Genomic DNA, 13511 nt, shown 5'->3' with positions numbered 1-13511 from the left:
GCCAACAGATTACCCAATACCCAGATTGCATCCTATATCGGCATCACTCCGGAATTTTTAAGTAAAGTCCGTCGTACCAACGCGAAAAAATAGATTACCCTTAATCTAGGTTAAGCATTTTTCCTAACCTTGTTTATGGGCCGTTCTTTTCAATATGGCCTTACTTTGCATAACACTTAACAAACAAAAGTGTCATGCAAAATATGGAAACACCACAAGAAAAATCAGCTATAGAAAAATTAATTTTTTCATTCAGCGATGCCTTTAATGCCGCAGATATCCCAAATACAGTCGCTTCATTTACATCCGATGGAATAAACATGGCCAATAATGCACCTGTTGCACAGGGGGCAGACCAATTGGTTAAAACATTCGGGTTTCTTTTCAACATGGCCAAAATCAATATTGAATATGTTATAGACGAAGTTATCCTGAACGACGGGAATGCGGTTGTCCGGACCAATTCCAAAGTTACCACTTCGGTCATTGCCAGCGGAGAAAAGATTTTCCTGGAAAACAAAGAACTGTTTGTCCTGCGCAAAGAAACAGGAGAATGGAAGATTTCCCATTACATTTTCAACAATACCAAAACAACAAAATAACCATTTTATCAATTTTAAAAACAAGACGATGAAAATCAAAAAATCAACAGGCATAATCTTTTCGATATTCGTAACTGCAACATCTTTTTTAGCCCCTTATAGGGTATCAGCCCAGGAAACAAGAGCAGAAAAAGAAATATCTAACATCAATACCCAATTTATCAATTACGTCAATACTCAAGATATAAAGGGTATATTGTCAGAATATGCTCCCGAGATCAAAAGCATCAATCCCGACGGCTCGGTGAATAATTACCAGGGTATATCTGAAGGACTTGCAAAGGCTTTTAAGTATGTCAAGAAACTAAAGTATACTAAGAACAAAGAGGAATTTAAAATCCTTTCCCAAACGATGGTACTATGCACCTGGACGGGTACCGTTGAGATAGAACTTCAATCTGGCCAAAAGATGAAAAACTACCCACATATTGCTAGTTTACTGTTCACAAAGGTCAATAATAGCTGGAAAATAGTTTACGAACACACATCAGAAGCGCCGCCTAAAATGGACGGCAACCAGTAATTCAACAAATAACCTGAATGGTATGGCCAACCCTTGTTATTGCCAAACCGTTCAGGTTCTGACCACCCGGAGTGATCAGCGCATTTTTTTTCAGGAAGCCATTCTTAAGCTCCGACGAAATTTTTCCGTACAATATAACAGGGTACATTTCCCTATAAACCGCAGCCGAAACGGCAATTGATCTGATCTTTCACGCCCCGTTCTTCAAATAGATTAGCAGTATACGGATCAGAAACGTAAATATAAAGTTGGATGGATTATAAAAAAGAGACTGTTTCATGCTTTGAAACAGTCTCTTTTTCTTTGATGAGCGCTACTTTGACAACGATGCGGCAAGTTGCGGCAGCAATCCTATAACACCCGCCAACCCCATTGTATTGGGGTAATCCCGGTAGTGCACAATTTGACTATTTTTAAAGCGGATAACGGCAATAGACGATGAAACCTCAAAAATGGCATCTGTTGCAATATTCTTACCGGTTATCCTCAGTTCAACAGTAACGACATCAGGGTCTAAGCCCTGATGCTGCACCGCTGTTACTTCATGCAGATCAAACAGTTTATTGATAGTGTGCAACTGACTGGTATCGCCAAACCGCGCCCGGATTTGATGAATCCCCTCAAAGCGGGATGGACTACCCGGTAAAGCAAATGGCAGTTCCAATACCGCGTCTTCTGCAAAACACTTTACAAAGTCATTATAATTCCTTGCTTCCAGCGCTATGCGCATGGCCTCAACTATTTCTACCGGTTTGATCATATTCTTTTATGGTTAGATTTATCTAATACTTTGCAAGCTACTACTCTCCGTTATAAAAAGTAACCATTGAACCGGCGATTATTTCCGGCCTGCCGCCTTTGGCTGCATTCCAGGGCCCCGAATGGTCCAGTCCTTTAAATTCAGTCCGCCGCCTGTTTGGCAGCACCTTTTCCAGTTCGCTCAGAGATTTCTTTAAATAGGCCGGACTATTTGAGCCCCCAAGCAATAATATTTCTTGATTTACGGTGTTGTAAATCTGTACTTTACTGCCCCTGTCCAATACTACCTTGAAATCGTAGCGGGTAGAAGGGATCAACACACTTACCGGTGCATAAAGTCCGGTTCCATTTTTAGCTTCTGATTTCAGGAAAGAGCTGGTAAAGGACCTAAGTATAAAATTGGGGAGAAAGTTAAAAACTGCCGGACCCACCTTTGTTGCCTGAAATATCGTTACCAGGGCAGCTGGGTAGTGGTTCTCATTAATTTCCTTGTTAATTAATGAGATTTTCTTAACCGGCAGGCCATCCACATAAAAAGGCGGTTCGTATAACACCGTTTTGGTGATGGTAGGTGTAATGCGTGTAGTCTCCAACGCTATAATCGCACCAGAACTCAGCCCGAACAGCAGATGTGCACCTGTTTTCTCAATGACACACTGAAGATCTTCCACATCCCGGTCTATGGTGTGATCCTTGTTATAAGACTTATAACTCATCCCCCTGCCACGCCTGTCGGGTACGTAAACCGTAAAATATTTGGCCAGAGCGATCGCCAGTTCGTTGTAATGATAGGCAGTCCCCATAGCCCCCTGCACAATGATCAGGCCGGGACCATGGCCATATTTCCAGTATCCAATTTTTGTTCCGTCTCTGGAAATTGCAGCCTCAACGGTATATGAAGAATCTGCATTAAGTCTTACTGTGTTCATTTTCGCCATGTTTGTCCCATTTGCGACCGCCTGATACAAACTGAAGTAGGCGATGGTCAGCAAAAGTGCTATTTTAATAATTTTCATTTTTTTTATGTTAATTTGTTCATAGGATAAGCAGACCGACCGCAACAGTCCAATGATAATGTTGAGAACAGTCGACCGGCTCATCAAAGCTTAAAGATTCATTCCTCCCGAGATTTCAATTCTCTGTGCGTTTATCCATTTTGCTTGGTCGGTGCATAAAAATGACACGACGCCGCCGATATCATCAGGCAAGCCGACACGGCCAAGGGCCGTAACACCGGCGATGTGTTGATTAACATGCGCATTATCCCGCACCACGCCGCCACCAAAGTCAGTTTCTATGGCACCTGGTGCAATGATATTAACGCGGATTCCGCGGCTGCCGAGTTCTTTGGCCTGGTAAAGGGTCAGCGTCTCCATAGCCCCCTTAACACTTGCATACGCTGAATAACCTGGAGAAGTGAAACGGGTTAACCCGGTGGAGATATTGATGATTGCACCGTCATTGTTCATTACCGGTAATGCATTTTGCGTCAAAAGGAAAACGCCTTTAAAATGGACATTGATCAACAGGTCAAGGTTTTCTTCTGTTGTTTCGGCAAAATCCGCATAGACGCCCATGCCCGCATTATTGATCAGAAAATCGATATGCGTTGTGTCAAAAGTGCTTTCAAGTGCTATATTCAGTTCTTCAAAAAAAGATTTGAATCCGCTTACCTCGCCTGAATTCAGCTGTAAAGCAACTGCTTTCCGCCCGGTTTTCATAATTTCATTCACTACGGCGAGTGCATCGTTTTGTTTATCGTTATAGGTAAGGACAACATCTATTCCCGCGTTTGCCAGGCTCAATGCTATATTTTTGCCTAATCCGCGGCTACCACCGGTAACCAGTGCGATTTTACTTTTTTTCATATTTATATTGATTTTATCGATTGTGAAAGAATGTGATTTAGTTTAACTCATTTCCTGTTCCAGACCTATAATCTCTGTAAGGGATCTGATGGGTCAAAGGTAGCCGGGGAACATAAGCACGGTTTATTCAAATCAATCCATTGCTTGTCTAATTCAAATCAATATGTATTTTTAATAGTTAATCGAAGGATGACAAAGTGCATTTTACATCATGCGGATCGCATAGGTCGGAAATATCGGGGTGGCCAGGCAATCACCTTGACTGCCTATATACCTGTGAATATGACAATAAATGTGTTGAAGAGCCCCGGCACGTCATCCATGAAAGCTAAGGGAACGACATAAAAATGCCCCATTCCTGTTTAAGGAATGAGGCAGGCTTAGCTGTGGTAGATCGCGATCTTGATTGCCACTAAAGGGTGAATGTATTCACGTCAACGACATTTAAGTCAGCTTATCATTTTTTACAGTCACTACTTTTTCGCTTTTTATTTCATCGCAAAAGGATGTTTTAGAAAAATCAATACAACCGGGATAAGCAAGAAAGGAACCTCTGACAATGCTGCTTTTGTATCTCCGATCATTAACCAACGGATGATCAGAAATAAAAACAGGCATATATTCAAAATATTAGCAAACAGGAATGTTTGCGGCGCAAGCAAAAGTACGCCACTTAACATAGTTAATGCCGCAAATACCTTTAGCGTTCTTTCACTAAATTGCAGTTCTTGCTGAATATGAACAAAAGGCCCGGTGTCCCCTGGACGGATATTCCAACCTTTTAAACCTTGTCTAACGCCCATAAAGGCCGAAAAAAGAATAAGAATGCCGCTAATAATTTTAATGATCATGATATTAATTATTTAAATAAAAATTCTTTGTGCATATCAGCAAGTGTTACCAATTTCAATCCATCGACTATCACATTCCATCTGCTCCGGTCCTGATTTCGATAGGGGACAGATTGGTCTGCTTTTTAAAGAAATGAGAAAAATGGGAAAGCTGCTCAAAACCGAGACTATAGGCAATTTCTGAAATATTCCAGTCTGTCTGTTTCAATAATATCTTGGCTTCCTGAACCAGGCGGTTGCTGATGTGTTCGGTAGTTGTTTTGCCGGTATTCTTCTTTAATACTTTATTGAGATGGTTGCTGTGAACCGAAAGCCGGTCTGCATAATCTTTTGCTGTGCGTAGCGTTACTTTTTGTTCCGGCGATGCAATCGGGAACTGCCTTTCCAGCAATTCTATAAATAGGGATGATATCCGGGCTGAGGCATTATGGATATAATTATAGGTAGTTAATGGCTCGAGCTTTTGTCCGTAATGGATCAGTTCCATCAGGAAGTTCCTAATCAGGTCATATTTATACAGGTAAGTAGAAGACATCTCTTCCTGCATTTTTTTGTAAATCAAAACCATCTCATCCGCCTGCGCTTCTGAAATTTCGAAGACGGGACATCCACCGGGACGGAATATGGGAAGGTCATCCAGCACAGCGCCGCTCTTTGAGGGTAAAAGAAAATCGCTTGTAAAAATGCAGAAATATCCTTTTTGATCAAGGTCCTGTGGTATCCAATGATAAGGAATTTTAGGCGTCGCAAATAACAGGGCGTACTTTTCAATCTCAATTACTTTGTCTGCATACTCGGCAATACTTTTACCCCTGATCAGGCTGATTTTATAAAACTCCCGCTGGCTGTACAGCATATTACCTGGGTCCTTTTTGTATTTGGCAACCAGATCAACCAGGCTAAAAACATTAAAATGCCCTATTTCCTTTTGTATTCCGGGCGGCAACAGTGAATCTACATTTTCCTGGGTAGCCTTAGCGGTATCGTTATAAAAGTCCTGAACTGTAATTGTTTTCATTTGAGCTAGCTTATTGGAATCGGATAATTGCATTTTACACTGATTTTCAGTAAATTACTAATCAAATGTACACTTTCATTTTTCATAATTATCGCGATGATTGAATTTGACAAGCAATGGATTGAATTGGGTAAATCTAAGAATAGAAGTCGGTGTACATTTGTATCAACAATTTAAAATATAAAAAAATGGAACTTAAAAATAACACGGTATTGATAACCGGCGGCACAAGCGGCCTTGGGTTGGTATTCGCAAAAAAACTATTGGAATTGGGCAATACCGTAATCGTTACAGGTAGGGACCGGGCAAAACTGACAGCAGTTGCGGAAAAAACACCAGGTTTGCATATCTTTCAATGTGATGTAAGCAATCCGAAGGATATAGCGGACCTTTATGAAAATGTGGTTACGCAATTTCCGAAACTAAATGTACTGATCAACAACGCAGGTGAAATGCGCAGGCTGAGTCTCCATGATACCTCCATAGGTCTTACAGACATTACCCGTGAAGTGGAAACCAATTTGATGGGCCCAATACGCATGGTGCAGGCTTTTCTTCCACATTTTAAGGCACTAGGATCAGCCGCTATTTTAAATGTAACATCCGGTCTTTCGCTGATCCCCTATCCAATATCACCGATCTATGGTGCCACAAAATCGGGACTTCGATCTTATACAAAATCACTCCGTGTACAAATGAAAAACACAAATGTAAAAGTGTTCGAGTTGATTGCCCCTGCTGCAAAAACACCCCTGAACGACAAATTTATTGACATGGACGGATTCGACCCCAAGCAAATGATGGAACCCGAAAAGATTATTGATGCAACACTGAAAGGATTAAAAAATGATAATTATGAAATTTATCCTGGTGTTGCCCGTATTATGCTAATGATGAGCCGTATTGCCCCTGCATTTATGCTGAAGATGTTAAGCAGATCAGGTGCAGCTGAAATGGCAGGATAACATTCAACAAACTGGCAATAAAACCTTTGGGATTTATTTTTAAGGCCGTTCGGTAACTGCCATCGGCCTGAGGCTAGAACACTGATAAATTGTGAGCCGGTCAATTTGTTTATTAGGTGATCGTACCCGAAAAGCAGATCTGTCTTTAAATCGCGATAAATTTACTTAACTTCGGATTAAACATAACCAACCAAATTCCCAACCATCCAGTGCAAACGAAGTTAAAATCCGGCAAAGAAGAAATAGTGTATCTGCTTTCAGCGGTCTTTAAAAAACATAGGCTGTTTCGGGGTAGGCGCTCGTTAGGAATACAAACCGCAAGAATTACGAAGGGCTTGCAAGAGAATTCAGCAAGATCAGTAATGCAATTCCCTATACCGCAACAGAGAAAGAGCATGATGAATACCCGGAGGAAAAAAATCTGAGCAAGCTTGGTTATCCTTATTTAAGATACGACATTACTGGTGGGCAGATTAAAGACGCTTCGAACGGGATTGTGGCAAATCCGAGAAATTTCCTGATCGATTCCATGTTACATCTATCTCTTCGGGATGGGTAGATTGGGCTTTGCCATAAACCCACAGGATGTAAACCTAATTGAACAGGAACATGGAACCACAATTAAGAAAAACCAAAAATAAACTGGCTTAACCTTATTCCTTCAAGTCTGCTTGTAATTGTCCTTATCTGCTGGTATTTAAATTACCAGAGCTGGCTGGAGGGCAAGAAAGATATGAATATCCTCCCCTGTAAACCAACCCAGGAAAAAATCAAATCATTGGAAGGGGCACACTTTCTATTGGTGGAAAGGATGCTGCAGAAGAATTTGCCGCTTAGGCGTGGTGGCTTTCGTACTCAAATACCGCACTTAATGAATATACTGCCTTTCAGGATTTACAGGAGGCACTGCTTCAGGTAAAAAGTAAAGCGGCCGGATGGAACATCGATCCGATAAAAGTTGGTTTACTCGGTTTTTCTGCAGGTGGGCACTTAGCTGCGCTTGTTTCTACGCAATACCGTAAATTGATGGTATCATCCGGAGATATTTCCCTTCGTCCCGCCTTTACTATTCTTGCCTATCCGGTAATCAGTTTCACGGATAAACTCACTTCACCAAAAAACCAAAACAAGGCAAAACTTATTGGGCAATCAGATCAGCGCCGAACAGATCAAGTGGTTTTCTCCCGAGCAGAATGTAGACCGCAATACTCCACCAGCTTTTTTGCTGCCAGTGACGACAGTACAGCAGTGGTTGGTAATAGCATTGCTTATTATCAAGCGCTCAACCGTTCTAAGGTTCCTGCTGAAATGACGATATATCAGAAAGGCGGCCATGGATTTGCAACATTCAATAAAGATGAAAACGACCATTGGGCAACCAGAGCAGTCGCCTGGTTAGGACTGAACGGATTTTAAGGGCAAAGTGATCTTAGGAACAACGGTAATTATACCGGGGCTTCATTTATAGCCAGTGGCATAGATTAATATACAACGGTTCAAAAAGCCATTTCCTGCAGAAAATCTGTCGGAAATGGCTTTAGTCTTAAGATTTGGGATCGAGTGCCGAATTGATCCGTACCAATAAATCTTCTAAATGGTATCTGCTCATACCCCTAGCGGAAGGAATTGCCGAGCGGATATTTTTAGCCAGCTCCACTAGGTGCGCACGGCTGATGCTTGAAATGTCAGAGGCTGCCGGGTCAGCTATTCTCACTCCTTGTAGCAATAGGCCTGAGGCAGCTGGAGCGGGAGCCGAAATCAGTCTGATCATGTTGTCCACATAAGCTTTCTGAAGGTTTCTTCTATATACATCTATAATTTTATGCGTACTCAGTTCAGACCAGATACCGGCTTTGAGATCACCGAAAAGATTGACCGCGGTATAGGCTTTGGTTCCGTTCAATGCCTCATCGTTAATCATTTTCCCAATGGTGGATGCATTCTGAAGTCTGGCCAGCGTACTTTTTTGAACAGTCTGAAAAAGATCTGTTGAACTTATTCCGGTGCGGTCGATTAATTCCCTGTTGATCAGCCAGCTTGGTGTAGAAAATAATTGGGCGTTTAAAAAAGCCATCGCTTCTTTTTGTTTTGCAAAGGGAACTGCCTGGAATACTGATCCGTTTTCTTCTACAGTTTTCGGGCTGGTATAAATTCCACCAACGTTCTTCACCACATGGCCCATATAACGGGTATACTGTCCAATCACCTCAAGGTAAAGTGCTCTTGCGTTCTGGTAGCTTTCATTGGGCTCTTTGCTCCACAAAAGGATGTTGGGCAAAATACGTTTGAGGTTTTTAATTCCATAGGCAGAAGCTAACATAGCATTGTCGCCAATATCTTCGCTCTGGTTCCTGGGATCATTGGCATCGGTTTCTGTTCCAAACCTCAGACGGCTGTTTGCCCCTATCCTTTTTATAATTGTCTGGTTGGAGAATGTGGCTTCTTCTTCTGGTGTATTAAATTGAGGCTGCCATCTATAACCCCATTCGATTGCCCACATATCATAGTCTCCGATCCGTGGAAAAATCCCTTTTCGGGTGATATGGTCTTCGGGCTGTGCGACATAGTTGAAGCGTGCATAATCCATAATGGAGGGTGTGTGGCCGTTTTTCTCCACCCATTGCCTATCCCTTAATTTTTCAACAGGAACAGTAGCCGAGGAACCAAAATTGTGGCGCAGGCCGAGCGTATGACCAACTTCATGGGACGATACGAAACGGATCAGCTCACCCATAAGTTGATCATCAAATTGCATTTTACGCGCTTGCGGATCAATAGCCGATGCCTGGATAAAATACCAGTTTCTCAACACCTGCATAATGTTATGGTACCAGTTAATGTGTGTCTCCAGAATCTCCCCTGTACGTGGGTCGTGTACATGCGGTCCGCTCGCATTGGCAATATCAGAAGGCTTATAAACGATTACACTGTGCCTTGCATCATCTATATTCCACGTCGGATCATTTGGTGCCTCTTTCGCGATGATCGCATTCTTAAAGCCTGCTTTTTCAAATGCCACCTGCCAGTCATTTACCCCTTGAATAAGATAAGGCACCCATTTTTTGGGCGTAGCGGGGTCGATATAATAAACAATCTGCTTTTGAGGCTCAACCAGTTCCCCTCTTTTGTATTTTTCTATATCTTCAGGCTTTGGTTCTAGGCGCCAGCGTGTGATCAGCGACTGATTTTTTACCCCCTGTGGATTGGCGTCAAAATCAACATAACCAGTTGCAAAATAACCTACCCTTGGATCAAAAAACCTGGGCTTCATCTGCCGTGAAGGTAAGAGCACCATAGAACTGTTGAGCTCATAGGTTGCAGGAGCTGGACTGCCGCCCCCGGCCACTATGACACCCGGAATCTGAGCAGGTGTTTTGGTATAGGTTTTAAGGGTTCTGATCTCTATGTTCAAAGGGTAGGCTTTGATCTCTTTAATGTAACTGCGGTCGGCCATCTGGACTCCCAACGACAAACCTCTTTTTACGCCAGCATCAAAAAAGAAAATATCATTGTCGCCATTCATGTAGTCGGTAACGTCGATAACGCTGCCCTTTGCTCCAGAAATAGAATCCCTGGCAAACGCTTTCACATCAAATGCCGCTACTAGTGGCTGGAGGTTCGAACTCATTACCGACCTGTACATTCCCTGTTCGGTGGTATCCCTAGAGCGTTCACTGTAGGAAATACTTTTGAGATAGATCTTATTTGCCGGGCCCTTTTCAAAGCTGATCACATTATCACCGATCTGGTCACCGCTATATCCCATCATCATCGCACGGTTGCCGGCTGCTGCTTTACTGATCCTGTTTACCGTCAGGATCTCTCTTCCCAACAACGAATCTGGGATTTCGAAGAAAAAACGGTCGTCTACATTATGGACTTTGAACAGCCCATTATCAGTTTTCGCTTTCGCCGTAATTACCTGATTATAGGGTTTTGGCCCGGATGGTGCAGTACCAGCAGGGCGGTTCATGGCATTGGGAGAGGTGGCCGGCGTGATCGTAGCCGGCGCAGGCGTTCTGGGGTTTCTTCCCTGTGAAAAACCCTGATAACTGATAGATAATAGCACCAGGGCTATCAAACTTATTCTGTTCATTTAAATTATGATTTGTTATATTTTATTTGACCGGCCGTTGCCCCGCTATTATATCCCGGTAGCCGATGTATTTCTATTTAAACCTGGCCGGCATCCACCGGCCAGAATCTAATCATCAAAAAACTAACTATTCTTATTCGTTCATTGATAACTGTTTCCACCTAATCGGTCGGTACTCCACCAGAGGGACAGTCTGTAACTTAGCCGATTTTACAGGCCGGTTTTAAATATTCCCGAAAGTGCTTTTTCAAGGTCTTCCCCCCTTAGGTTCTTGCCGAGGATGGTTCCGTCGGGCCCGATCAGAAAATTTTGGGGAATTGCCCTAACACCATATAATGCGGCCACACTGTTATTCCAACCTAACAAATCGGAAACCTGTGTCCAATTTAGTCCGTCTGTTTTTATGGCATTAAGCCAAGCACTCTTCTGATTAACATTATCTAAGGAAATTCCTAATACAGTAAAACCCCTTTCTTTATACATCTCAAAAGCTTTGACCACATTTGGATTTTCGGCCCTGCATGGTCCACACCAACTGGCCCAGAAATCAATCAGCACATATTTGCCTTTAAAGGAACTTAGCGATACAGGCTTACCATCAACATCTGCTTGGGTGAAATCTATTGCTTTTCGACCTGGTTGAAGCAATACAATTTTGGAAAGGTTGTTCCCCATGGTTAGGCCCGCTGGCGTATTTTTCAGCCTTTTGCTCAAGTTATCGTAAATCGCCTTTGAAGAAGGTTTATTTATATCCAAACCGGCCAGACTGAGCAGCGTTGCGTAACTGTCAGGATTGTTAAGGAAATACTGCTCTTCTGCGACTTTCATCTTTTCGTAGGCTTGGTTAAACCTTCGATTATAAAGTCTCATTTTTGTGGTGTCTGAGTTGGCATAGAATGTAATGCTATCCTTGTATTTATTAACTTCAAGCTTATTCGACAACGCCATCACATGAACCTTGAATGCATTTAGGTCTGATTGTGCACCCCCGCCAGTAATTTGGGCAGATTTTACATCAGATTTCCCAACGATCGTATAATTGGTACCGCCTTCCAGATAAAAGTATTGGATGTTTTCACCATTGGGAGCCCAAGATTTAAGGTTTTTATCATCATCTGGCTTTTTTAAACCCAACACCGCCTGTGTTGCAAAACCTACCATTCCGTTTATGCTAAATTGGCCGTTTTTAAGCCGCGCAGTATCGATTTTAGGCTTTCCGTTCTGGATGTATTGTATCACTACCTTACCTTGATCAATTTCGGTAAATGTGCCTTTAATTGTAAATGGCTTTAAAACTTCTTGGGCGTTTCCAGCAATATAGGATAACACCAATACGCAAGCTATTATGTACTTTCTCATAATTATTTTGTATAACCTAGGTTTTGACTTAAATTTGGATCATTTAGCCTATCTGCTGCAGGCACAGGGTAAAGTTGCATATTGGTATTCCATGCCCCACCTTTTAACAAGGTAACAGGTGGCATCACTTCATCCACGCGGTTTATTGCCGGATTGTTGATGCCTTTCCATCTTTTCAGGTCTAACCAGCGATGGCCCCATTCTGTAAAGAGTTCCAGCCGCCTTTCATTTTCCAGCGCGGTCATGGCTTGAGCTTTGGAAATCGTAGCTTGCAAATCTGCGGAAGAAGGAGCGGTAAGGCTAAAGCCGTATGCCCTTCTTCTAATAATATTTATATCTGCAATTCCGTCCGCTATTTTTCCAGCCTGTTGAATTCGTGCTTCAGCTCTAATCAGGTACTGTTCTGCCAGCCTTAAGACCATCGTCTTTTCAGTTGCAGGTGTGGCTCCAATTCCCTGCTTGTATTTATAGGCGTAGTAGAAATCTTCTGGAGCTGTAGCCGTGCCACCTCTGCTCACGCCAACCCAAAGTGCTTTTCTAGTATCACCAGCTAGATAAGATTCTGCCAGGTCTTTGGAAAGGGAAACGTTGTTCGGTAGTCCGGTAGTGAGCGTGCTTAAAATAAACAATGGTCCATCTTTGGTGCTAATGCCACTCGTTCCTTCTTCCATTTGCCAAATTGCTTCTTTGCTCACAATTAGGAATACCTTCGTTAGGTCTGTTTCTAAGGCATAAGTCTGGTTATTGATAATATCTGTTGATTCAAGTTCCGCATTTTGCCAATCACCTGTATATAGATATGTCCTTGCAAGAAGTGCTTTAGCAGCTGCTTGATTGGGCCTGTTTTTAGACGTTGAAGTCGCATTGTTATCACCTAGATACCCAGGTGTGAGCAGTCCTTTTGCATCAATGAGGTCTGCAACAATCTGCTTGTAGACTTCTGCTTTTGGGGTTCTTTTGGCTACCATATTTACCTTGTAATCAGATTGGAGTAGTAGCGGCACATCTCCATATAGATTTACCAAATAGAAATAACTAAATGCCCGCATAAATTTTGCCTCGCCATTAAGTTGCTTTCTCACCGGTTCCGAGATAGTTGATGAGTTTGCAATACCCTCTAGTGCTGCATTTGTGATATAAATTACCTTGTAAGCATTTGTCCATAAAGCTGCGGGATATGAATTATCAGGTGTAAGATCATTTCTATAAAGAGAGGTTTGATCAGTTGATACACTATAGTTGACTAATTCGTCGGCAGAAAGCCCCATGTAGTAACTAAAGCTAACCGAATAACCTGTCATAGCTGTTTGCAATGCGCCCGTCAATACCGCTGTAGCCGTGGCGTCTTTTTGGAAAACTACCGCATCAATGAGTGTACCTCTTGGGTTATCTATTTCAACGTATTTTTTGCATGAAACTGAAAGCAGCAACAATGCTATTAAAACTAAATTTATCTTTTTCATTTTGCGC

The 13511-nt window shown here is 42.4% G+C and carries 11 protein-coding genes and 1 pseudogene; 4 read left to right on the top strand and 8 right to left on the bottom strand.

Features of this window, described 5'->3' with window-relative positions; genetic code table 11:
• Positions 1-203: 203 nt before the first annotated feature.
• Together R2R28_RS23710 and R2R28_RS23705 are read left to right on the top strand one after the other, a co-directional pair.
• Positions 204-602, top strand: a complete 399-nt coding sequence (locus tag R2R28_RS23710) for a YybH family protein (protein WP_316828137.1) — start codon at positions 204-206, stop codon at positions 600-602.
• A gap of 28 nt (positions 603-630) precedes the next feature.
• A complete protein-coding gene (locus R2R28_RS23705; RefSeq protein WP_316828136.1) occupies positions 631-1125 on the top strand; it encodes a YybH family protein in 495 nt (164 codons plus the stop codon).
• A 313-nt stretch (positions 1126-1438) separates the two neighbouring features.
• On the opposite strand, the gene R2R28_RS23700 is transcribed toward R2R28_RS23705, so the two are convergent.
• The 5 genes from R2R28_RS23700 to R2R28_RS23680 form a co-directional block, all read right to left on the bottom strand.
• On the bottom strand, positions 1439-1885 hold the full coding sequence (locus R2R28_RS23700) for a nuclear transport factor 2 family protein (RefSeq protein ID WP_316828135.1): 447 nt from the start codon (positions 1883-1885) through the stop codon (positions 1439-1441).
• 40 nt (positions 1886-1925) lie between these two features.
• Positions 1926-2900 carry an alpha/beta hydrolase family protein gene (locus tag R2R28_RS23695; protein ID WP_316828134.1) on the bottom strand — a complete coding sequence of 325 codons (975 nt, stop codon included), beginning with the start codon at positions 2898-2900 and terminating at the stop codon, positions 1926-1928.
• A gap of 90 nt (positions 2901-2990) precedes the next feature.
• A complete protein-coding gene (locus tag R2R28_RS23690; protein WP_316828133.1) occupies positions 2991-3752 on the bottom strand; it encodes an SDR family NAD(P)-dependent oxidoreductase in 762 nt (253 codons plus the stop codon).
• Between the two features lie 488 nt (positions 3753-4240).
• A complete protein-coding gene (locus R2R28_RS23685; RefSeq protein ID WP_316828132.1) occupies positions 4241-4603 on the bottom strand; it encodes a hypothetical protein in 363 nt (120 codons plus the stop codon).
• 70 nt (positions 4604-4673) lie between these two features.
• On the bottom strand, positions 4674-5621 hold the full coding sequence (locus R2R28_RS23680) for a helix-turn-helix transcriptional regulator (protein WP_316828131.1): 948 nt from the start codon (positions 5619-5621) through the stop codon (positions 4674-4676).
• A 188-nt stretch (positions 5622-5809) separates the two neighbouring features.
• Here R2R28_RS23680 and R2R28_RS23675 point away from each other — a divergent pair, with 188 nt between their 5' ends.
• Positions 5810-6586, top strand: a complete 777-nt coding sequence (locus R2R28_RS23675) for an SDR family oxidoreductase (RefSeq protein WP_316828130.1) — start codon at positions 5810-5812, stop codon at positions 6584-6586.
• An 891-nt stretch (positions 6587-7477) separates the two neighbouring features.
• Positions 7478-8002: pseudogene (locus tag R2R28_RS23670) on the top strand (alpha/beta hydrolase); the annotation flags it as partial.
• A gap of 127 nt (positions 8003-8129) precedes the next feature.
• On the opposite strand, the gene R2R28_RS23665 reads toward R2R28_RS23670, so the two are convergent.
• From R2R28_RS23665 to R2R28_RS23655, 3 genes are all read right to left on the bottom strand, one after another.
• Positions 8130-10682, bottom strand: a complete 2553-nt coding sequence (locus R2R28_RS23665) for a zinc-dependent metalloprotease (protein ID WP_316828129.1) — start codon at positions 10680-10682, stop codon at positions 8130-8132.
• A gap of 210 nt (positions 10683-10892) precedes the next feature.
• A complete protein-coding gene (locus R2R28_RS23660; RefSeq protein WP_316828128.1) occupies positions 10893-12041 on the bottom strand; it encodes a TlpA disulfide reductase family protein in 1149 nt (382 codons plus the stop codon).
• Between the two features lie 2 nt (positions 12042-12043).
• Entirely contained in the window at positions 12044-13504 is a 1461-nt protein-coding gene (locus R2R28_RS23655; RefSeq protein WP_316828127.1) for a RagB/SusD family nutrient uptake outer membrane protein, read from the bottom strand.
• Positions 13505-13511 lie beyond the last annotated feature (7 nt).

This window comes from Pedobacter miscanthi, from assembly GCF_032678605.1.
Classification (GTDB): Bacteria; Bacteroidota; Bacteroidia; order Sphingobacteriales; family Sphingobacteriaceae; genus Pedobacter; species Pedobacter miscanthi_A.
Note: the sequence above shows the minus strand (reverse complement) of the source record. Positions and strands in the feature narration are given on the sequence as shown.